General features: G+C 36.9%; 17 protein-coding genes and 1 riboswitch. Of the genes, 3 read left to right on the forward strand and 14 right to left on the reverse strand.

Annotated elements, in window-relative coordinates; genetic code table 11:
• Positions 1 to 702 precede the first annotated feature (702 nt).
• The 3 genes from cysS to folE form a co-directional block, all read right to left on the reverse strand.
• Positions 703 to 2,169, reverse strand: a complete 1,467-nt coding sequence (cysS, locus tag AC57AW_RS03720) for a cysteine--tRNA ligase (protein ID WP_496350870.1) — start codon at positions 2,167 to 2,169, stop codon at positions 703 to 705.
• Positions 2,170 to 2,294: 125 nt separating this feature from the next.
• Positions 2,295 to 2,726, reverse strand: a complete 432-nt coding sequence (locus AC57AW_RS03725) for a DinB family protein (protein ID WP_149833861.1) — start codon at positions 2,724 to 2,726, stop codon at positions 2,295 to 2,297.
• Positions 2,727 to 2,729: 3 nt separating this feature from the next.
• A complete protein-coding gene (gene folE / locus AC57AW_RS03730) occupies positions 2,730 to 3,398 on the reverse strand; it encodes a GTP cyclohydrolase I FolE (protein WP_034725871.1) in 669 nt (222 codons plus the stop codon).
• Positions 3,399 to 3,499: 101 nt separating this feature from the next.
• Here folE and AC57AW_RS03735 point away from each other — a divergent pair, with 101 nt between their 5' ends.
• Together AC57AW_RS03735 and AC57AW_RS03740 are read left to right on the forward strand one after the other, a co-directional pair.
• Positions 3,500 to 4,651, forward strand: coding sequence for a hypothetical protein (locus tag AC57AW_RS03735; protein WP_496350871.1), 1,152 nt, complete (start codon positions 3,500 to 3,502; stop codon positions 4,649 to 4,651).
• A gap of 70 nt (positions 4,652 to 4,721) precedes the next feature.
• A complete protein-coding gene (locus tag AC57AW_RS03740) occupies positions 4,722 to 5,399 on the forward strand; it encodes a hypothetical protein (RefSeq protein ID WP_496350872.1) in 678 nt (225 codons plus the stop codon).
• Between the two features lie 52 nt (positions 5,400 to 5,451).
• Here AC57AW_RS03740 and metF read toward each other — a convergent pair whose 3' ends face one another.
• The 7 genes from metF to AC57AW_RS03775 form a co-directional block, all read right to left on the reverse strand.
• Positions 5,452 to 6,411, reverse strand: a complete 960-nt coding sequence (gene metF / locus AC57AW_RS03745; RefSeq protein ID WP_496350873.1) for a methylenetetrahydrofolate reductase [NAD(P)H] — start codon at positions 6,409 to 6,411, stop codon at positions 5,452 to 5,454.
• A gap of 7 nt (positions 6,412 to 6,418) precedes the next feature.
• Positions 6,419 to 9,079 carry a methionine synthase gene (gene metH, locus AC57AW_RS03750; RefSeq protein ID WP_496350874.1) on the reverse strand — a complete coding sequence of 887 codons (2,661 nt, stop codon included), beginning with the start codon at positions 9,077 to 9,079 and terminating at the stop codon, positions 6,419 to 6,421.
• A 5-nt stretch (positions 9,080 to 9,084) separates the two neighbouring features.
• Positions 9,085 to 10,176: a fatty acid desaturase family protein gene (locus AC57AW_RS03755; protein ID WP_496350875.1), complete on the reverse strand. Its 1,092-nt coding sequence runs from the start codon at positions 10,174 to 10,176 to the stop codon at positions 9,085 to 9,087.
• Between the two features lie 83 nt (positions 10,177 to 10,259).
• On the reverse strand, positions 10,260 to 11,270 hold the full coding sequence (locus AC57AW_RS03760) for a homocysteine S-methyltransferase family protein (RefSeq protein ID WP_496350876.1): 1,011 nt from the start codon (positions 11,268 to 11,270) through the stop codon (positions 10,260 to 10,262).
• 70 nt (positions 11,271 to 11,340) lie between these two features.
• Positions 11,341 to 12,501, reverse strand: coding sequence for an O-succinylhomoserine sulfhydrylase (locus AC57AW_RS03765; RefSeq protein WP_318847179.1), 1,161 nt, complete (start codon positions 12,499 to 12,501; stop codon positions 11,341 to 11,343).
• 112 nt (positions 12,502 to 12,613) lie between these two features.
• The gene (locus AC57AW_RS03770) at positions 12,614 to 14,152 is read right to left on the reverse strand and encodes an ACT domain-containing protein (protein WP_496350877.1); all 1,539 of its coding nucleotides are present in this window, start codon (positions 14,150 to 14,152) and stop codon (positions 12,614 to 12,616) included.
• The gene (locus tag AC57AW_RS03775; protein WP_496350878.1) at positions 14,152 to 15,096 is read right to left on the reverse strand and encodes an alpha/beta fold hydrolase; all 945 of its coding nucleotides are present in this window, start codon (positions 15,094 to 15,096) and stop codon (positions 14,152 to 14,154) included. The genes AC57AW_RS03770 and AC57AW_RS03775 overlap by 1 nt, the downstream gene beginning before the upstream one ends.
• Positions 15,097 to 15,162: 66 nt before the next feature.
• Positions 15,163 to 15,269: riboswitch (SAM riboswitch) on the reverse strand.
• A gap of 188 nt (positions 15,270 to 15,457) precedes the next feature.
• Between AC57AW_RS03775 and AC57AW_RS03780 the strand changes: the two genes are divergently transcribed.
• Positions 15,458 to 18,073, forward strand: coding sequence for an MGH1-like glycoside hydrolase domain-containing protein (locus AC57AW_RS03780; protein ID WP_496350879.1), 2,616 nt, complete (start codon positions 15,458 to 15,460; stop codon positions 18,071 to 18,073).
• 73 nt (positions 18,074 to 18,146) lie between these two features.
• Here the strand turns inward: AC57AW_RS03780 and AC57AW_RS03785 are convergent, their stop codons facing one another.
• The 4 genes from AC57AW_RS03785 to AC57AW_RS03800 form a co-directional block, all read right to left on the reverse strand.
• Positions 18,147 to 18,566 (reverse strand): OsmC family protein, encoded by a 420-nt coding sequence (locus AC57AW_RS03785; protein ID WP_496350880.1) that lies wholly within the window; start codon positions 18,564 to 18,566, stop codon positions 18,147 to 18,149.
• A 27-nt stretch (positions 18,567 to 18,593) separates the two neighbouring features.
• Positions 18,594 to 19,916: a DUF58 domain-containing protein gene (locus tag AC57AW_RS03790; RefSeq protein WP_318847183.1), complete on the reverse strand. Its 1,323-nt coding sequence runs from the start codon at positions 19,914 to 19,916 to the stop codon at positions 18,594 to 18,596.
• A 155-nt stretch (positions 19,917 to 20,071) separates the two neighbouring features.
• Positions 20,072 to 20,338 (reverse strand): four helix bundle protein, encoded by a 267-nt coding sequence (locus tag AC57AW_RS03795; protein ID WP_496350881.1) that lies wholly within the window; start codon positions 20,336 to 20,338, stop codon positions 20,072 to 20,074.
• 61 nt (positions 20,339 to 20,399) lie between these two features.
• The gene (locus AC57AW_RS03800; RefSeq protein WP_496350882.1) at positions 20,400 to 21,431 is read right to left on the reverse strand and encodes an AAA family ATPase; all 1,032 of its coding nucleotides are present in this window, start codon (positions 21,429 to 21,431) and stop codon (positions 20,400 to 20,402) included.
• Between the last annotated feature and the right edge of the window lie 75 nt (positions 21,432 to 21,506).

Genomic DNA, 21,506 nt, shown 5'->3' on the forward strand with positions numbered 1-21,506 from the left:
AAACATTTGTTTGGGGAATGATGCTTAGAGCTGGGGAGTGACAGAGTTCGAGGATTGGAGCTGGGTTTTGGGTGGAAAGAGATGCGGGGTGCGGGTGCGAGCCAAGGTGAGGGATTTCGGGGTGATCATAATCTAGTGTATATAATAAAGATGTAAGTTTTGGCTAAAGCTGGAGGAAAAAGAGGTTCTTTGATTAAAAACGGGCTCCCTTCGGCTAAGCTCAGGACTATAGCCCGTTCCTGGTGAAGGAGTTTCTATTATGAACCGCAGATGGCGCAGATTTTCGCAGATGATGATGTATATATAGAAGGGGAAACTATTTTTGACGGAAACGGGTTAAAGACCATTCCTAGTGAATAGGATAAGCGCGGTATTTGTAATCTAAACCTCAGAACACGAAACTCGAACCTCGAGCCTCGATTCCACAACTCATAATTCATAACTTTTAATTTATAATTCGTCTCCTCTCCTAGCCCTGATAGAAATGGTTACCCCGCAACTTGCCTGGAAGAGCTGGGGGTTCGAGCCAGGGAAAGCTGGGCGTGAGGAGTAGGAATGGATAGCAGGAATAAGCTCCTTAAAAAGATTCGTGTATATACTATATATATGAAGGTATGTTTTCAAAGGTGGGCAAAAAAACATTCCGTAAGAATCCTAAGTATGGGACTCCTACGGAATGGGTATAAAACGAAGTTATATTTTCTAGTTCAGAACGTATGATGTTCCGTCTCTTCCGTCTTTTAATTCGATTCCTTCTGCAAGCAGTTTGTCTCTGATCTGATCTGAAAGGTCGAAATTCTTGGATTTTCTTGCCTGATTTCTCAATTCGATCAAAACTTTTAAAGTTTGGTCAAGCTTTTCATTATTATTTTCTTCTACAGTCTGTAATCCCAGAACGTCAAAGATAAACGCATTCAAGGTTGATTTCAAATCTTCAAGATCTTCTGTTGAGATTGTTTCTTTCTCATCGTTTAAAGCGAAGATATATTTCACGGCCTCAAATAGGTGCGCAATCAGGATTGGAGAATTGAAATCATCTGTTAAAGCTTCATATGCTTTATCTTTCCATTCTTTCAGACTGAAACCGGATTGTCTGGTATCATCAGGAGTGATTGAGTTCAACACTTTTACGGCTTCCATCAATCTGATGAATCCTTTTTCACTGGCCATCATGGCATCGTTTGAAATATCCAGAACACTTCTGTAATGTGCCTGCAGGAAGCAGAAACGTACAATTGAAGGATGGAAAGGTTTTTCAAAGAAGTCATTATCACCAGTAACCAGCTGCATTGGAAGGATATAATTTCCTGTAGATTTGCTCATACGCTGAGAATTCATCGTCAACATATTGGCGTGCATCCAGTAATTTACCGGTGCTGCATCATTGCAAGCTTTCCCTTGTGCAATTTCACATTCGTGATGAGGGAATTTAAGATCCATTCCTCCTCCATGAATATCAAATGTTTCCCCTAAATATTTCGTACTCATTGCAGTACATTCAAGATGCCATCCCGGGAATCCTTCTCCCCAAGGAGAATTCCATCTCATGATGTGAGCTGGAGAAGCTTTTTTCCACAATGCAAAATCCTGTGGATTTTTCTTTTCTCCCTGTCCGTCAAGGTCTCTGGTATTGGCGAAAAGTTCTTCTATGTTACGTTTTGAAAGTTCGCCATAGTTCAATCCTCTTTTGTTGTATTCTAATACATCGAAGTAAACTGAACCGTTGCTTTCGTAAGCAAAGCCTCTTTCAATAAGTTTTTGAGTTAATTCGATCTGTTCTACAATATGACCTGTAGCTGTAGGTTCAATATTGGGTGGCAAAAGATTGAACATCTCCAATACTTTGTGGAAATCTACTGTATATTTCTGTACAATTTCCATAGGCTCCAGTTTTTCAAGTCTGGTTTGCTTTACGAATCTGTCATTATCTACATTCCCATCATCTGTAAGGTGACCTGCGTCTGTAATATTTCTTACATATCTTACTTTATACCCTAAATGCGTTAGAGTACGGTAGATAAAATCGAAGGAAAGGAAAGTTCTTACGTTTCCTAAATGCACATTACTGTACACCGTAGGTCCGCAGACATACATGCCGACATTTCCATCTAAAATAGGTTTGAATATTTCTTTTTCCGCTGTAAGGGAGTTATATATTTTTAATTGCATTTATTTTTAAGTTAAAAGATTTAATAGTTTTAAAGATTCAAAAATTAGTTAAAAAATAATTCTGTCACAACATATAATTGTTGTGATAAAAATCTTATCTGAAACTTTTTTAAATTTTATCATAATTAAATCGCTTTTAAATGATGCTGTAAATGATCTACATAATCATTGATAATAAACTCCAATGTAAAAACCTGAGGTTCCGTTTTGGTTGTATCGCAGGTTCTCTGTAATGCTTCATCAGGGATATTTTCCACTACATGAACAATCTGATAGTTCAAAGACTTCCACAGATCAATAAGATCCGAAGTAGGAACATTCTGATAGTTCTGAGCTTTTACCCAGATATTCTGATCATATACGATATTCTCGTTCTCTTTATACTGAGTGACAACAAATCTACGAATATTTGTAAAAGCACTGTCACAAAGATGTCCTATAATTTCTTTTTTAGACCATTTTTCCGGAGCGCTTCTGTATGACCATTCTTCTTCAGGGATATTTTGAAATCTCTGAAGCTCGGCATCAATAATATTTTTAAGGATTTGGTAATTCATTGTTTAGTAATCCAGTTTTGCGTGGCTGCCTACGTAATGCAGGAATTCCTGTCTTGTAATAGGGTTTGTTCTGAAAATACCGCTTAATTCTGCAGTAATGGTAGAACTTGCTGTATCTTTTATTCCTCTGCAGTTTACACAAAGGTGTTTTGCATCAATAATACAGGCTACATCTTTTGTTCCCAAAGCTTCTTTCAAAGCATCCACAATCTGCATTGTAAGTCTTTCCTGAACCTGTGGTCTTTTCGCGTAGTAATCTACAATCCTGTTAATTTTTGAAAGACCTATCACTTCCCCATTAGAAATATAAGCAACATGGGCTCTTCCTATGATGGGTAAGAAGTGGTGTTCACAGAAAGAATATACTGTGATATCCTTTTCTACGAGCATCTGGCGGTATTTGTATTTATTAGAGAAAGTAGAGATTCCTGGTTTGTTTTCAGGAAGAAGTCCACCGAAGATCTCGTTCACATACATTTTGGCAACACGTTTAGGAGAATCTTTCAGAGAATCATCAGTCATGTCCATTCCCAGTGTTTCCATAATTTCGCCAAAAAGCTCAGTAATTTTTTCTATTTTTTCCTGTGGCGATTTATCAAAAGCATCTTTCCTTATAGGCGTATGTTCTTTTCCAGTGAAAATATCATCGTCGTTATCAGTAAAATCAACCATTTTTATTTAATTTGCAGCAAAAATACGGATAATATCTATTTCTCTATTTCAAATAAGATGAAAAACATTATCTTTTATAGCCATTTCTGATTAAAAAGCCTATGATTATTGTCGAAGAAGTACAAAACCAACTCCATAAAAGGGAATTTCTTGAATTCCCGACAAAGCTTTATCAACGCGACAAAAATTACATCCGCCCTTTAGATAAGCATATTGAAGAGATTTTTGATCCTGAAAAGAATAAATTTTTTAAAAACGGAGAGTGTAAAAGATTTCTGTTTAAAAAGAATGACAAAACGGTTGGTAAAGTAGCTGTTTTTATCAACGATTGTTATGAACAAAAACAACCGACCGGAGGAATTGGTTTTTTCGATTGTATTAATGATCAGGAAACTGCCAATTTTATTTTTGACCATTGTAAAAACTGGCTTCAGGAAAAAGGAATGGAAGCGATGGACGGCCCAATCAATTTTGGAGAAAGGGATAAATTCTGGGGACTTCTAATTGAAGGTTTTATTGAGCCTTTATTTGGAATGAATTACAACTTTCCTTATTACAAAGATCTTTTTGAAAATTATGGGTTTCAGATTTATTTTGAACAGCTTTGTTTTACCAGACCTGTTTTTGCGGAAGTTTCAAGGATTTTCACGATTGCTCATGAGAAGAACAGAAGAAATCCTGCAATTTCTGCGCAACCCATGAAAAAGAACAATCTGGCCAAGTTCGCAAAGGATTTTACTGAGGTTTACAATAAAGCATGGGCTTGCCATGGGGAAGGAAAACATCTGGAAGAAGCCAAAGTTCTGAAAATGTTCAATACGATGAAACCTATCATCAATGAGCATATCTCCTGGTTTGTATACGAAAATGAACAACCGATTGCCATGTGGATCAACATTCCGGACCTCAACCAGTGGTTTAAATATTTGAATGGAAAATTTGGAGCTTTTGAAAAACTCAAGTTCTTGTTTTTAAAACGATTTAAGAAGAATGAGAAAATGGTAGGGCTTGTTTTCGGTGTGGTTCCGGAATGGCAGAAGAAAGGAATTGATGGATATATGATCTGGGAAGGAACCCAGCATTTGAGAAAACATACAGATTTTAAAATTACAGAGCTGCAGTGGATTGGTGATTTTAATCCAAAAATGATCAAGATTGCAGAAACTTTGGATACTGCAGTAACACGAAAGCTGGCTACTTACCGGTATTTGTTTGATAGAGATAAAGAGTTTGAAAGCCATTCTATTTTATAAATTATTTTTGTAGCCAGATACAATAATATTTGTACTTTTGGTAACTTAATTAAAAACATATTAATAACTCATGAAAAAGATTACACTAATTGCATTATTGGGGATATCCTCCTTACTATTTAGTCAAGCAAACACAATAGGATTAAATTCAGCAGGAGGAACACGAGAGGTTTTCTTTAAAATTAAATCAGAAGGAGCGGGAAGAGCTTTAAATTATGACGAAATTATTGGTTCACCTTATCTAAATAAAAGTTTTAGTATGGCCAAAGTTGCTAATGATTATGAAAAAGCACCTGTTAGATATAATACATTTAAAGATGAAATAGAGTTTCAAAAAGACGGAACTACTTTAGCACTTCCTAATGAAGAAAAATTCTCCAGAATTGAAATATTCTCTCCTAAAACGACTTTAGTACGCTTAGACACTCAAGATGATTTAAGTGGATATTTCTTTGAATTAGTAAGCGATAAAACTGGATTATATAAAAAAATTAAAACAAAATTTATTGATGCCGTTCCCGCAGCAAACTCTTATGCGACTGATAGACCTGCATCTTTTAAAACATTGGATCCTGTTTATTATATTAAAACAGAGTCAGGATATATTAAGAACCCAAGGAAAGTAAAAGAGATAGCGGAAGCTTTCCCGGCGAAAAAAGATGATATTGAAAAGTTCGTGAAATCGAATAATATTAAAATCAATAAAGAACAAGATCTCATCAAACTGGTTAAGTTCTTAAATCAATAAAAATAAACCCCTGCCTTTTAAAGCAGGGGTTCCTTCATTTTTGGTACTTTTATTAGAATAGCTCACCCGCTATTTTTTTTATGTTGTCACTCTTCCCCATTGAGTAAAAATGCAGAACAGGAACTCCAAAATCCAGCAGTTCTTTGCATTGAGCAATTGCCCATTCTACTCCGATCTGCTTCACAGCTTCATTATTCTTTGCATTTTCCACTTCATTGATCAATTCTTCGGGAAGATCTATTTTGAATACTTGTGGCAGTATTTTCAAATGTTTCTTTGTAGCAATTGGCTTAATCCCAGGAATAATAGGAACTGTAATTCCCATTTCTCTTGCTTTCTGAACGAATTCTATGTACTTTTTATTGTCATAAAACATTTGGGTAACAATATAATCTGCTCCGGCATCTACTTTTTGTTTCAGCCACTTCAGGTCATAATTCATGGAAGGAGCTTCCATATGTTTTTCCGGATATCCGGCAACACCAATGCAGAACTTATTAAGCTCATCACAAACCTGCTCCTCATTGTGAAGATATTTTCCTCTTCCCAAATTATTGATCTGGTTTACAAGATCCATAGCACTTGCATGTCCTCCCTGAGTAGGCTCAAAATACTGATGACCTTTCATAGCATCTCCTCTTAGCGCCATTACATTATCGATCCCGAGGTACATACAGTCTACCAAAAGATATTCTGTTTCTTCTTTGGTGAAACCACCGCAAAGAAGGTGTGGAACAGTATCTACATTATATTTATGTTGAATAGCAGCACAAATCCCTAAAGTTCCAGGACGCATTCTTGTAATGCGCCGTTCCATCAATCCATTTCCTTTATCCAGATAGATGTATTCTTCTCGGGATGTTGTAACATCAATAAAAGGTGGCTTGAATTCCATCAACGGATCTATATTCGTATACAGGTCTTCAATCCCGATTCCTTTTTGTGGTGGAACAACTTCTAAGGAGAATAAAGTTTTTCCATTTGCATTTTTAATGTGTTCTGTTATCTTCATGTCAATTTTAATCTGCTAAATTTGGTGACAACCATTTTCTCGCTTCCTGGATGCTACAACCTCTTCTTGCTGCATAATCTTTAAGCTGGTCTTCTGTAATTTTTCCTAATCCGAAATATTTGGCATGCGGGCTTCCGAAATAATATCCGGAAACAGATGCTGTTGGGAACATGGCAAGGCTTTCTGTAAGGAAAACGCCAGTATTTTCTTCTACTTTTAAAAGATCCCAAATTGTTTTCTTTTCCAAATGGTCAGGGCAAGCCGGATAACCTGGTGCCGGACGGACTCCTTTGTATTTTTCAGCAATAAGTTCTTCATTGCTTAAACTTTCCTGATTGGCGTAGCCCCAATATTCTGTTCTGACTTTTTTGTGTAAGAATTCGGCATAGGCTTCTGCAAAACGGTCTGCCAAGGCTTTCACCATGATGGCATTGTAATCATCATTAGCCGTTTCATATTCATTGGACAACTCATCAGTACCAAATCCTGTTGTTACACAGAAAGCTCCCATATAATCGGTTTTTCCTGAGCTTTGAGGAGCAATGAAATCACTTAGAGCCAGATATTCTTTTCCTTTTGATCTTTGAGCCTGCTGTCTTAAGGTTAAAAACTTCGCCTGTTCCTTATTATTTTCATCAAAAATTAAGATATCATCAGATTCATTGGAATTGGCTTTAAAGATTCCGAAGATAGCTTTTGCTGTCAACAGTTTCTCATCCAGAATTCTCTTTAGAATAACCTGAGCATCTTTGAATAATTCTTTAGCCTGAGCCCCTACCACCTCATCTTCTAAGATATTCGGATATTTTCCGTGAAGATCCCAGCTTCTGAAAAATGGTGACCAGTCGATGAAAGGAAGAAGTTCATTCAGGTCCTGATTTTCGATGACTTTTATTCCTATCGTATTCGGAGTGAAGATCTCTTCGTTTTCCCAATCGATTTTAAAATGATTTTCTCTTGCCTCTTCAATAGATACATAATCTTTATCTACCTGTCTGTTCAGAAACTTTTCTCTGAAATCGGAATAGTCATTCTTTAAATCCGAAACATATTCTTTATTTCTGTCGCCCAATAATGAACTTACGACGTTTACAGCTCGTGAGGCATCGTTTACGTGAACTACAGCGTTTTTATATTTTAAATCTATTTTCACTGCGGTATGTGCCTTTGAAGTTGTAGCACCACCTATCAATAGAGGAAAATCTAAGTTTTGTCTTTCTAATTCTGAAGCGATATACACCATTTCATCCAAACTTGGTGTTATCAATCCACTCAGTCCTATAACATCTACTTTTTCTGCAATAGCAGTCTGGATGATCTTTTCAGCAGGCACCATCACCCCAAGGTCAACAATTTCATAATTGTTACAGCCCAAAACGACACTCACAATATTTTTACCAATATCATGAACATCTCCTTTTACTGTCGCCATTAAGATTTTCCCATTAGCAGGTCTTGCCCCGTCTTTTTCTGCTTCAATGAAAGGCTGTAAATAAGCCACCGCTTTTTTCATTACCCTTGCAGACTTTACTACCTGAGGCAGGAACATTTTTCCGCTTCCAAATAAATCTCCCACAACTCCCATCCCTGTCATCAGGTTAATTTCGATGACATGAAGTGGTCTCGCCGCTGATTGTCTTGCTTCTTCTACATCTTCTTCAATAAAGCGGTCAATACCTTTTACCAATGCATAGGTAATTCTTTCCTGTAATGGATTGTTTCTCCACTCTAAGTCTTCGGTCTTTTCTTTTTTAACCGATTTATGTTTTTCCGAATAATCGAGAAGTCTTTCTGTAGCATCTTCTCTTTTATCAAGTATTACGTCTTCTACCAGCCCCAGAAGTTCTTTATTGATTTCATCATAAACCTCCAGCATTGCAGGGTTTACAATACCAATATTCATTCCTGCCTGAATGGCGTGATAAAGGAAGACAGAGTGCATTGCTTCTCTCACGGTATCATTTCCACGGAAAGAGAAGGAAACGTTGCTCACTCCTCCACTCACGGATGCATACGGAAGATTTTGTCTTACCCAGCGCGTTGCTTCAATAAAGTCGATGGCATTTCTTCTGTGCTCATCCATTCCCGTTGCCACCGGAAAGATATTTAAGTCGAAAATGATATCTTCTGCCGGAAAGCCAAGCTGGTTAACTAAAATATCATAAGACCGTTTTGAAATTTCAATTCTTCGGTCAAAACTATCAGCCTGCCCTACCTCATCAAATGCCATTACAATAACTGCAGCTCCATATCTTTTAATGGCCTTGGCATGTTTAATAAATTCTTCCTCACCTTCTTTCAAACTGATAGAATTCACTACACATTTTCCCTGAGCCACCTGAAGACCTGCTTCCAGGATTTCCCATTTGGAAGAATCTACCATGATTGGGATTCTTGCAATATCCGGTTCGGAGGCAATTAAGTTCAGGAATTTGATCATGGATGCTTTTCCATCAATCAGTCCATCATCAAAGTTAACATCCAGAATCTGGGCACCTCCTTCTACCTGATGGCGGGCAATATCCAATGCTTCAGAGAACTTTTCCTCTTTGATCAGTCTTAAAAATTTTTTGGAACCGGCAACATTAGTCCTTTCACCAACATTGATGAAATTACTCTCCGGGGTTATGATAAGAGGCTCAAGGCCTGATAATCTTAAATACTTCATCGATTTTATTCTTCTAAAATATAGTAGGCATTATTTGCATTCTGCCTCAATAAATCTCTATGCTTGCTTAAAGCAGTCAACAGTGGAAATCTTTTATAGGCAAGATGATATTCTCTGGCAAATTTTTCAATCTCCTCTGTGATCTCATTGTAATACATATAACTGTAATTTGGAAATAGGTGATGGGCCACATGAAAATTGAAATTTCCCAGCATATTTCTTACCAACCAGTTATTTTCTTTTAAATCGTTCGTCACTTCAAACTGGTGACGAAGCCAGCTGAATGGAAGACCATTCTCTTTATTTAATTTTGGAAAAGCATTATCAGGAAGCGGATGTAAAGGCAGTAAAACAAACAATGCAAAAATGCTTGCTGAAATCACCTGTAAAAACCACGCTCCCAAAGCCAACCCTATTGATACTTTAAAGAACACAACAGGGATCACAATCTGATAAAAAAAGTAGAACAGTTTATAACTTATCATTTTTACTTTTTCTTTAACAGGTATTTGTCCCTGAGTTTTTAAAATCACCCTTTCTTTATCAAAGAAATCCCTAAAGTCTCTTATAAACATCCAGTTGAACAAATACAACGGATATACTAAAAAGAAAAACTTATCCTGATATTTCTGTACTCCTCTTGCCTTCACCCACGGTACGATTAAAAGCAGTCCGCTCTGTTCGATATCCGTGTCCCATCCATCCACATTCGGATAGGCATGATGGCTTGCGATATGTCTTTTCTTCCAGATATAGGAGTTGGCTCCTATAAAATCAAAAATGTGCAGAACTAAGCTATTCAGCCTTTTACTTTTATAGATGTTGTTGTGGGCAGCTTCATGGATTAGGTTTAAATAAATTAAAACCAAAGAAATCCCCATTAAAACATAACTCAGAATATAGACCCACTGCTTTTCGGCATTAAAAAGAGCCCCAAAATATAATCCCACGTAGACCAGCGGCAGAATAACCGCTTTGATCTGAATATAGATATCCCTGTTTTCAGGAATGGCTCCTACCCTTTGGTTCACTTTCTTTCTCAGCTCGTTAAATAACCTGATGTCCTCTGAATCTTTTAAGTAAATCGGCTTTTCCATTATATTAAGCTTTGTGGTTTATCTAAAGTTAATACTTATAATTCAGCCTTCATTATTGATTTTAATTAAAAAAATCTATCAAATCAGACAAATTCTCTCAATTTTCTGGGCGGATATTTTTCTACCAAATCTGCAATCGCCTTTATATGCTCAGGAGTTGTTCCACAACATCCTCCGATAATATTGATCAATCCTTTTTCAACATATTCCTTGATCTGTCTTGCCATATCTTCAGGAGTTTCATCATATTTTCCAAAAGCATTGGGTAAACCGGCATTCGGGTAAGCTGAAACAAAGAATTCTGAATTATGAGCCAGTGTTTCAAGATAAGGAGTCAGCTGATCTGCGCCTAATGCACAGTTGAAACCTACACTTAATAAATTCAGATGGGAAACAGAGATCAGAAAAGCTTCTGCCGTCTGTCCGCTCAAAGTTCTTCCCGAAGCATCGGTAATAGTTCCTGAAACCATGATCGGAATTTTGATTCCTCTTTCATCCTGCAGTTCATCAATGGCAAACAAAGCGGCTTTCGCATTCAGGGTATCAAATATGGTTTCTACCAAAAGGATATCTGAACCTCCATCCAGCAAAGCTTCACACTGCTGTTTGTAAGCCACCCTCAATTCTTCAAAAGTAATGGCTCTGTATCCGGGATCATTAACATCCGGACTTAAACTTGCCGTTCTGTTCGTTGGCCCGATAGATCCTGCTACAAATCTCGGTTTATCCGGATTTTTTGCTGTGTACTCATCACAGGCTTTTCTTGCAATCTTCGCAGATTCATAGTTCAGGTCATATACCAGGTCTTCCATATGATAATCTGCCATCGCTATTGTAGTCCCTGAAAACGTATTGGTTTCAATGATGTCTGCTCCTGCTTCCAGGTATTTCTTGTGAACCTCTTCAATGGCTTGAGGCTGGGTGAGAGATAACAGATCATTATTCCCTTTCACAGGATGCTCCCAGTCTTTAAAACGCTCACCACGGTAATCTTCTTCTTCAAATTTGTATCTCTGAAGCATCGTTCCCATAGCACCGTCAAGAATTAAAATTCTTTCGGATAGAGCTTTATATAATTGTTCTGAATTATTCATTTTGATATGTTTTGGCTAAAGCCGTTGGATATTTTGGTCTTCTGAACGGGCTTTAGCCGTTCTTATTGAATTAATCTAGAGCCTGTTTAAGATCTGCAATAATATCTTCCACATTTTCCAAACCTACTGAACAACGAACAAGCCCTGCAGTAATCCCTACTTCATTTCTTTCTTCATCTGACAGTTTAGAGTGTGTAGTGGATGCCGGGTGGGTAACGATCGTTCTTGTATCACCTAGATTAGCAGAAAGTGAACACATTTGTATCTTATCTAAGAAGTTTCTACCCCCTTCTATTCCTCCTTTGATTTCAAATGCCACGATATTTCCTCCAAGCTTCATCTGCTTTTTGGCTACTTCATAGCTTGGGTGGGATTTCAGGAATGGATATTTTACCAGGTCTACATTCGGATGGTTTTCCAAAAACTCGGCTACCTTCAATGCATTCTCGCAATGCTTTTCTACACGAATAGCTAATGTTTCAAGGCTTTTTGATAATACCCATGCATTAAAAGGAGACAATGCCGGACCTGTATTTCTTGCGAAAAGATAAATTTCTCTGATCAGGTCTTCTTTTCCTACTGCTATTCCTCCTAAAACTCTTCCCTGTCCGTCAATCAATTTCGTTGCTGAATGTACAACAATATCTGCACCATATTTGATAGGCTGCTGAAGATAAGGTGTTGCAAAACAATTATCTACAATAAAAATAAGATTATGTTTTTTTGCAATCTGTCCGAAAAACTCCAGATCCAGAATTTCAATAGCCGGGTTGGTAGGTGTTTCAAGATATAAGATCTTTGTATTGGGCTTAATGTATTGTTCTACATTTTCTGCATCACCTGCTTTAAAATAAGAGGTTTCAATATTCCATTTCGGGAAATATTTGGTAAACAGTGTATGGGTAGATCCGAATACAGACTGACAGCTTACAATATGATCTCCGGCATTCAATAAAGCTGCAAATGTAGAATAGATGGCAGCCATCCCTGTTGCAAAAGCATATCCGGCTTCTGCACCTTCCATCTTTGCAATTTTGTCAGTAAACTCTGTCACATTGGGATTAGAGAAACGGCTGTATAAATTTTTAGGTTTTTCTTCTGCAAAACTAGCTCTCATATCTTCTGCATCCTGAAATATAAAGCTGGAGGTAAGATATAATGGGGTGGAATGCTCGTCAAACTGACTTCTTTCAGTCTGGGTTCTTATTGCTGATGTTTCAAAATTTTCCATATAGTTTTAATTGGTCAATTTCACAGTGTAACCATCAGATTCTTCGCTATGCTCAGAATGACAATTGTCGTTATGGTTACACTGTGAAATTGGTAGATTGTTACATTAAATATTATTTAGTTTCACTTACTCTTAAAATATCTCCGAATACACCTCTGGCTGTTACCTGTGCTCCGGCTCCGGCTCCCATGATAACGATAGGATTTTCACCATAGCTTTCTGTGTAGATCTCAAAGATTGAATCTGAACCTTTTAATTGTCCTAATGCTGAAGTTGCCGGAACTGAAATCAATTTCACATCCAATTCTCCTTTGTCCTGCTGTAGGTCACCGTGCAGATCACCCACATATCTCAATACATGCCCAGGTTCCTGATTTTCTTTAATTTTCTGATATTCTTCGTTAAGCTCCTCAAGTCTTGAAAGGAATTCTGATTTTGAAACCTCAAGTAAGCTTTCAGGAACCAGATTTTGAATCTTGATATCTCCGAATTCGTTGATTAGGTCTAATTCTCTGGCCAAAATCAATAATTTTCTTGCAACATCATTTCCGGATAGGTCTTCTCTTGGATCCGGTTCTGTATATCCTTTCTCCAAAGCTTCGTTGATGATGGTTGAAAATTTATCGTCTCTTAAAGAAAAATTGTTGAACACATAGCTTAATGTTCCGGAGAATACTCCTTTAATTCTTGTAATATTTTCTCCTGAAAGGTGTAATAATTTGATAGTATCAATTAATGGCAACCCCGCTCCTACATTGGTTTCATACAGATAACGTCTGTTATTTTTGCTCAACGTATATCTTAGTTTTCTGTACTCTTCAATTGGAAGGGTATTAAAAATCTTGTTTGAAGAAACCAGATCGAATCCGTTTTCTGCCAAAGCATGGTAATTCTTTACAAAATCCTTACTTGCCGTATTATCCACAACGATAAGGTTTTCCAACTGGTTTTCGTTAGAGAAATTAATAAGTTCCTGAACACTCGAAGGATGCTCAGCTGTCAAAACCTCATCACTCCAATTCGCATCAAATCCTTTTTTGTTGAAGGCAATTTTTTTTGAATTAGCTACTGCTACGACTTTAAGATCTATTTTTTTACGTCTTTTAATCTCTTCAGAAGATTCCAGCACCTGTTGTATCAAGGTCTTTCCTACATTTCCGTGTCCAATGATCGCCAGATGAACGGTCTTTGGCTTCTTGAAAATTTCAGATTCTATAATATTTTTTGTCTTTTCATCCTGCGAAGAAGTTACTACTATGTTTACTCTGTTCTCTCCAGCAACCTGATTCAGCAATAATGGGAAAACATTGTTTCTTGCCAGTTCAGCAAAGACTTTATTGAAATCTTCTGCTACAAAACCAATCACAGAAACATTATTGATACTGTAGATCTGGGATACTTTTCCAGACTTTCTTTCTTCTTCAAACTCATCGATAAGACAAGCGACTGCTTTTTCAGCATCATTTTCCTGAACCAGGATAGAAATTCCGTTTTCTATTGCCTGTTGAGAGATTACCCCTACACTGATGCGCGCTAAAGTAAGCGCTTTAAAAATTCGTCCGTCAATCCCAATTTCTCCCAGGAAATCTTCTCCTTCAAATTTGACGATTGATCTGTTCTTCAAAAATTTTATTTCGTTAGCATTTTTCATTACTTCTGTAAAATGTTTTTAATGATATTATTTAATTGTTGATATTCCATTAGGAAGGCATCATGCCCGTGTATAGATTGGATCTCGTGATAAGAAACATTCTTATTTTTCTCTTTTAAGTTTTCAAAACACATTCGGATTTCAGAAGCCGGAAAGAATAAGTCTGTATCTACGGAGATCATGTGCATTCGTGCCTGTATGTTCTCCAATACTGTTTCATCAGTATTAATATTCATCAGGAGATGATTCATCAGTCTGTATGCTTTTAAACTAAACCTTTCGTTTAAAGCATTGCCATGATAAACCAACCAGTCTTCTGATTCCAGGCGTTGTTTCTCCTGATTATATTGGTTTTGAAATCTATCGTTGAGTGATTGTGGAGTTCTATAACACAGCATCGCATGAATTCTCGCTTTCTGTAATGGTTCATCTTTATCATTCAATAAAAATTTTTGAACCAGACACTGAGCATGAAGCCAGTCGTGTGTTCTGTAATCACAGGCTATGGGGATAAATATTTCTGCAAGATCCGGCTGCTTGGCAAGCATTTCCCATGCAATTCCCCCTCCAAGAGAGCCTCCAATAATGGCATATATATTTTTGATATGTAAAGCTTCAAGTCCTTTCAGAAATATCGCTGCGATATCTGAAGGCGTGAAGTCTTCATAGTCTTCAATTAAAAAATCGTCATAACCGTTTCCGGGTATATTAAAACACAGAACTGTGTATTGATCGATATCAACAATCTGATTTTCTCCCACCAATTGTTTCCACCAGCCTTTTTCTCCGGATACCTCTGAGTTTCCGGTAAGTGCATGATTGATTAAAATGATGGGTGCTGTAAACAGATCTTTCCCAAAAAGCTGATAGCTTAACGGGATATTGTATTCCTTGTGGGAATTGGTTTGATACGAAAGATTAATATAGTTTAGTTCTGTTTTCAATTCTATTATATTTTTATACAAATACAATTGAAAATGCCACAGGAAATGGCTGAAAAGAACTTCAGTAAGTTATCTGTCCAAAATACTTTGGTAGAACGTAGCACCTTCTTTGCTTGCGCAAAGGGTTGCTAAGGTTTCATAGGGTCTAATCCCTCAACCTTTCTTGATAACATTTTCAATATTTAAATGAACGAATGGTGCAAAGGTAGTCCTTTTCTTTTAATTTCAAAAAAAAATTATTTTAATATTTAAAAAAGCCATTAAATACAAGTGTTTCAAGGCCATATTAATAATTATTCAGATGAAAAAAATTGGAATTATTTTTCAAAAAAACTAACTTCGTATGGAAAAATGATGAGATATGACCGCCGAAAAAGAAAGATTACAAGATACCAAATGGAAAAACTGGGGCCCATATGTAAGCAACCGGCAGTGGGGAAATGTACGTGAGGATTACAGCTCAAACGGGAATGCCTGGGATTTTACCAATCATAATAACGCCGAAAGCTATGCTTACCGTTGGGGCGAGGAAGGCATCGCCGGAATTTCTGATGTAAAACAGTTGTTCTGCTTTGCTTTTTCATTCTGGAACAAGAAGGATAAAATGGTAAAAGAACGATTCTTCGGATTGAGTAACCCACAGGGGAATCATGGTGAAGACATCAAAGAAATCTTTTATTATCTGGATAATACACCTACTCACAGCTATATGAAAATGGTGTATAAATATCCGATCAACGAGTTTCCTTATGATGAACTTCTTGCTGAAAATGGAAGACGCAGTAAAAAGGAACCGGAATATGAGATTTTCGATACCGGAATTTTTGATAATGATGAGTATTTTGATATTTTCATTGAATACTGTAAAGCTGATCACAACGATATTCTGGCCAGAGTAACGGTCTGCAACCGAAGTCAGCATGATGCTCCCATTGTAGTGGCGCCTACTGCCTGGTTCAGAAACAACTGGAAATGGGGTTACAATACCTATAAAGCAGAAATGAATGCTTCTCATGACGGAAGTATCAATATTGGGCATGACAGCATTTCGATCAAAAAATTCTATTCCCGAAATTCAAATGCACAAAGTGTATTTTGTGATAATGAAACCAATACATCCAGACTTTATGGGGCTCCTAAAACGGAGAATACCTATTTCAAAGATGGCATCAATAGTTTTATTATTCATCAGGGAGATACTGTAAACCCGGAAAAAAGAGGAACAAAAGCTTCTTTTCTGATTGATGAAGTTGTAGGTGCAGGTGACTGTAAAATTTTCGAATTCAGATTGTGTCCTGATGAGACGGATGAACCTTTTGAAAATTTTGATACTATTTTCAGTACACGACAAGCGGAAGCTGAAGAGTTTTATAATGATATTCAGAATGATACGGTCAATGAAGATGAGAGAAATGTTCAGCGACAGGCTTTTGCGGGACTTCTCTGGAATAAACAGTTCTATCATTACAATATCGGAAAATGGCTGAAAGGTGATCCCAATTTTGAAGCTCCAAGAAATTTCAACGAGTATGTAAGAAATACGGAATGGAATCATCTTCACAATAAGGATATTATTTCTATGCCTGATAAATGGGAGTATCCATGGTATGCTACCTGGGATCTGGCATTTCACTGTGTTCCTTTTTCTATTATCGATGCAGAATTTGCCAAAGGACAGCTTTTATTACTTACCAAAGAATGGTATATGCATCCTAACGGACAGCTTCCTGCTTATGAGTGGAATATGAGTGATGTGAATCCTCCTGTACACGCATGGTCCTGTTTTCGTGTTTTTAAAATTGATGAAAAAAATAACGGAAAACCGGATTTATTATTTCTGGAAAAAGTATTTCAAAAATTGTTGCTGAATTTTACATGGTGGGTAAATAGAAAGGATAAAAACGGTAAAAATATTTTCGGAGGCGGCTTCCTGGGTCTCGATAACATCGGAGCTTTTGACCGGAATATGGTTTTAAAGGACGGCCAGCATCTTGAACAGGCAGACGGAACAAGCTGGATGGCGATGTATGCGTTGAATATGATGCGTATCGCCATGGAACTTGCCCAATATTATCAGGTGTATGAAGATATGGCGATCAAATTTTTTGAACATTATCTTTATATCGCCGAGGCTATGGAAAACCTGGGTGAAGGAACGAAAGGATTGTGGAATGAAGAAGACGGTTTCTTTTATGATGTATTGCAGCTTGGAAACGGAGACAGTGTTTCTTTAAGATTAAGAAGTATTGTAGGTTTGATTCCTATGTTTGCTGTGGAGATCGTAGACCATCGTTTACTGGAAAAGATGCCGAATTTCAGAAGCAGAATGGAATGGATCTTAAAAAATAAGCCGGAACTAACAAAACTTGTCTCTCACTGGGATGAGGAAGGACACGGAAGAAAACATCTGATGAGTATTCTCCGCAAAAACAGACTGACAAAGGTTTTGTCCAGAATGCTTGATGAAAATGAGTTTCTAAGTTCTTACGGAATCCGGGCAATGTCTAAAGTATATGAGGAAAATCCTTTTGTATTTTCTGTCCATGGTAATGAAAATATGGTCTATTATACGCCTGCAGAAAGTGACAGTCGGATGTTTGGCGGAAACAGCAACTGGCGCGGACCGATCTGGTTTCCTATCAACTTCCTGATTGTGGAAAGCCTGCAGCGTTTTCATTATTATTATGGAAATAGCCTGAAAGTAGAACTTCCAACGGGAAGCGGTGATAAAAGAAACCTTGATGAAGTAGCTCAAAATATCAGCAAAAGACTTTGTTCTCTATTTTTAAAGGATGAACATGGGCAGCGGGCTTTCAATGGAGGTAATCCAAAATTTAATTATGATGAGCATTTCAGAGATTATATTACGTTCTTTGAATATTTCCATGGAGATAACGGCCGCGGTGTAGGAGCTTCCCATCAGACAGGATGGACTGCTACTGTGGCGAAACTGATAAAACCAAGGCTTACCTTTTAATGAGTAATAGGTAATGGATAATAAAAAAAAGCCGGATGAATCATCCGGCTTTTTCTATTTTTAAAATAAGAGATTAAATTTTTACTCCGTTCACATAGACTTCGTATCCGATTTCTACATTCGGTTCTAAGGTCTTTGATACAGAACAATATTTTTCAAAAGAAAGTTCTGCTGCTTTCTGTGCTTTTTTAGGATCAATTTCTCCCTCCAAAAGGAACTTAACGTTAATAGATTTAAAAGGTTTTGCATCATCTACCTGTACTCTTTCTCCTTCAACCTCTGCCTGAAAGCCTGAAATATTCTGACGCTGCTTCTTTAAAATCGAAACCACATCAATTCCGCTGCAACCAGCGACTGCCATCAGTACACTTTCCATTGGAGAAACTCCTTTTGCTTCTGGCTGCGAAGTATTATCCAAAAGAATAGAATTCCCCTGTGCATTGGTACATTCAAATAAAAAATCGTCGTTTATTCTGTTAAGTGTAATTTTCATTATTTATTGCTTATTGCTTCTACAAAGTTATAAAATTCCTCTCGCTTTTATCTCCAGATATTTATTGATAACATCAATATTCAAATTTTCCGGAAGCGTATATACAGTATAGATTCCATATTTGCGGAGTTCCTGAATGATCAGTTTCTTTTCAAATTCAAATTTTTCAGCAATGATCTCGTCATATATTTCCTGCATATTTTCAGGATTTTTATTGATCAGTGTCTGCAGCTCTGAATTTTTAAAAAATACAACGACCAGCAAATGATTTTTAGCAATACCACGAAGATATTTTAGCTGTCGGTTGAGTCCGTCCAGTGTTTCAAAGTTTGTGAAAAGCAGAATTAAACTTCTTTGGTTGATGGAATATTTTACATCCTGATACAAACGGTTGAAGTCGCTTTCGAAGAAATCTGTTTTAATATTATAAAGTGCTTCAGATATTTTTTTTAGCTGACCGGATTTGTTATCGGCAGCAATTTTATTTTCAGCTTTTTTAGAAAAAGTCATCATACCGGCCCTGTCTCCTTTTCTCAAAATAATATGAGACAGCGCCATTGTTGCATTGATCGAGTAATCCAGCAGACTTAATCCGTTGAAAGGCATTTTCATGGTTCTCCCTTTATCAATCAGCATAAAGATACGTTGTGACTTTTCATCCTGAAACTGGTTTACCATCAAACGGTTTGTCTTCGATGTCGCTTTCCAGTTGATCGTTCTGATATCATCTCCAGGTACATATTCTTTGATCTGCTCAAACTCCATGGTGTGTCCCAGCTTTCTTACTCTTTTGATTCCTCCCAATAAAAATTCACTCTGAATCGCCATCAGTTCATATTTTCTGAGATGGATAAAGGACGGATAAGAAGGCAGCATAGCATCTTTCTGGAAAGTGAACCTCTTTGAGATCAATCCCAGTGGTGAAGAGGCATAAATATTAAGTCCTCCGAAATGATACTCACCTCTTTCTTTAGGCTCTAATGAATATTGGAAGAATGTATTTGCTCCTGAAGCAATCTGTTTTTCAATCAGAAAATCTCTTTTCTGAAACTGGAACGGAATTTCATCAATAATCTTAGTGATGATGCTAAAGCTGTAATTATTCTTGATATCAATTTTCACAAAATTCTCATCTCCATTGGACAATTTTTCCGGTAAAATTCGCTGAACCTGTAACGCATTCTTTTGGTTAAAAATCAACAGAAAATCTACCATTGCAGTCAGAAAACAGATCAACAGTGCAATATGGGCTACCCACATCAGCACCGGAAAGAAAAATGCTAGAACATACAGAATCCCCACTCCGATGAGCGCAAAAAAGAAACGTGTATTGATGTATAAGTTTTTCATTATTTAGGTTGCAGGTTGCAGACTCTAGGTTTTAGTTTATGTGGGCGTTTATTAGTTTTTTCACAATCATTACTATTGCAGGGAATTAATTAATCCGTTTAACATTTTGGATATTTCTATAATTTCTTGATTTAATTTCGAATAATCATCTTCATTTAAAAATTAAGATTTTTGGAAATTATTAATTGAGTTTCTACTTCTGCACAACTCCCTCTAGATATTTTTAAAAATTGCAGATAATCAGGTTTGCTTCTTCTTGAATTTCCCTCGGCAATATCGGATGGCATAGAAACGGCGGCTCTTCTCATTTGTGATACTAATCCGTAGATTTCGGTTTTGGGAAAAACTTCAGTAATCCTATAAATTTCAGTAACAAAATCAATAGATTTCTGCCAAACTAAAAGTTCTTTAAAATTTGCCATATATAATTTTGTAACTATTTAAACATTCACCCACTATCACCTGCCACCTATTAACTACTACCTATCTTGGAATCTCTATTCCTTCTAAAATCTGACGGATAATTTCATCTGCGGTAAGACCTTCCATTTCTCTTTCGGGAGATACAATGACTCTGTGTCTTAAGACAGCATAACTTGCTTCTTTAATATCTTCAGGAGTCACAAAATCTCTTCCTCTTAGAGCCGCAAATGCCTTTGAAGCTGTAAGAAGTGCCAATGAAGCTCTTGGTGAAGCGCCCAGATATAAGAATTGGTTTTCTCTTGTATTGATGATAATTTTAGCAATATATTCCATCAACTGGGCTTCCACAATGATTTCTTTTACAAGATGCTGATAGTTCTTCAATTGTTCAGCTGTGATAACACGATTTACTCCTTCCGTTTTATCTTCTTTTTTACTTTCGTGCTGATTTTTAATAATCGCGATTTCCTGCTCAAGATTAGGATATCCTACATTGATTTTGAATAAGAAACGGTCCAGCTGAGCCTCCGGAAGCCTGTACGTTCCTTCATGTTCTATGGGGTTTTGTGTAGCAATAACAAGGAAAGGTTCTTCCAAAATATAACGCGTCCCATCCATGGTAATCTGTCTTTCTTCCATGACTTCAAATAATGCAGACTGTGTCTTTGCCGGCGATCTGTTGATCTCATCAATCAGGATGAAGTTGGAGAAAATAGGTCCTTTTTTAAATTCAAATTCTGAATTTTTCACATTGAATATGGATGTTCCCAAAATATCGGAAGGCATCAGATCTGGTGTAAACTGAATTCTGCTGAACCCTACGTCAATTGTCTTGGCCAGCAATTTTGCAGTAATTGTTTTGGCTACTCCGGGAACTCCTTCAATCAGGACGTGCCCGTTTGAAAGTAATGCAGCCAAAAGATGTTCAATCATTTTCTCCTGCCCTACAATTACTTTTCCGATCTCAGATTTTACTTTCTCTAAGCTTGCCCGAAGCTCAATCATATCTATTCTCGACTGAAACTGCTCTTCCTGTTTATTAAGATTTATAGAGCTTTGGTTTTCTATATTTGGGTTATCAAAGTTTTCCATAATAAATTTTAATTTATCAATCTAACAATGGGTGACTATCTAATAATCATATCTCTTCCTGGGAAAAGTCGTTAT

It is taken from the genome of Chryseobacterium sp. BGA-UO-ETr-SB22 (assembly GCF_059567885.1).

Bases quoted from the DNA above. Each gene is read 5' to 3' on its own strand.
- AC57AW_RS03755 (WP_496350875.1), bottom strand. From the start codon at position 10,176: ATGGAAAAGCCGATTTACTTAAAAGATTCAGAGGACATCAGGTTATTT.
- AC57AW_RS03770 (WP_496350877.1), bottom strand. From the start codon at position 14,152: ATGAAAAATGCTAACGAAATAAAATTTTTGAAGAACAGATCAATCGTC.
- AC57AW_RS03740 (WP_496350872.1), top strand. From the start codon at position 4,722: ATGAAAAAGATTACACTAATTGCATTATTGGGGATATCCTCCTTACTA.
- AC57AW_RS03785 (WP_496350880.1), bottom strand. From the start codon at position 18,566: ATGAAAATTACACTTAACAGAATAAACGACGATTTTTTATTTGAATGT.
- AC57AW_RS03780 (WP_496350879.1), top strand. From the start codon at position 15,458: ATGACCGCCGAAAAAGAAAGATTACAAGATACCAAATGGAAAAACTGG.
- AC57AW_RS03725 (WP_149833861.1), bottom strand. From the start codon at position 2,726: ATGAATTACCAAATCCTTAAAAATATTATTGATGCCGAGCTTCAGAGA.
- AC57AW_RS03765 (WP_318847179.1), bottom strand. From the start codon at position 12,501: ATGGAAAATTTTGAAACATCAGCAATAAGAACCCAGACTGAAAGAAGT.
- AC57AW_RS03735 (WP_496350871.1), top strand. From the start codon at position 3,500: ATGATTATTGTCGAAGAAGTACAAAACCAACTCCATAAAAGGGAATTT.
- metH (WP_496350874.1), bottom strand. From the start codon at position 9,079: ATGAAGTATTTAAGATTATCAGGCCTTGAGCCTCTTATCATAACCCCG.
- AC57AW_RS03790 (WP_318847183.1), bottom strand. From the start codon at position 19,916: ATGAAAAACTTATACATCAATACACGTTTCTTTTTTGCGCTCATCGGA.
- AC57AW_RS03760 (WP_496350876.1), bottom strand. From the start codon at position 11,270: ATGAATAATTCAGAACAATTATATAAAGCTCTATCCGAAAGAATTTTA.
- metF (WP_496350873.1), bottom strand. From the start codon at position 6,411: ATGAAGATAACAGAACACATTAAAAATGCAAATGGAAAAACTTTATTC.
- folE (WP_034725871.1), bottom strand. From the start codon at position 3,398: ATGGTTGATTTTACTGATAACGACGATGATATTTTCACTGGAAAAGAA.
- cysS (WP_496350870.1), bottom strand. From the start codon at position 2,169: ATGCAATTAAAAATATATAACTCCCTTACAGCGGAAAAAGAAATATTC.
- AC57AW_RS03800 (WP_496350882.1), bottom strand. From the start codon at position 21,431: ATGGAAAACTTTGATAACCCAAATATAGAAAACCAAAGCTCTATAAAT.
- AC57AW_RS03795 (WP_496350881.1), bottom strand. From the start codon at position 20,338: ATGGCAAATTTTAAAGAACTTTTAGTTTGGCAGAAATCTATTGATTTT.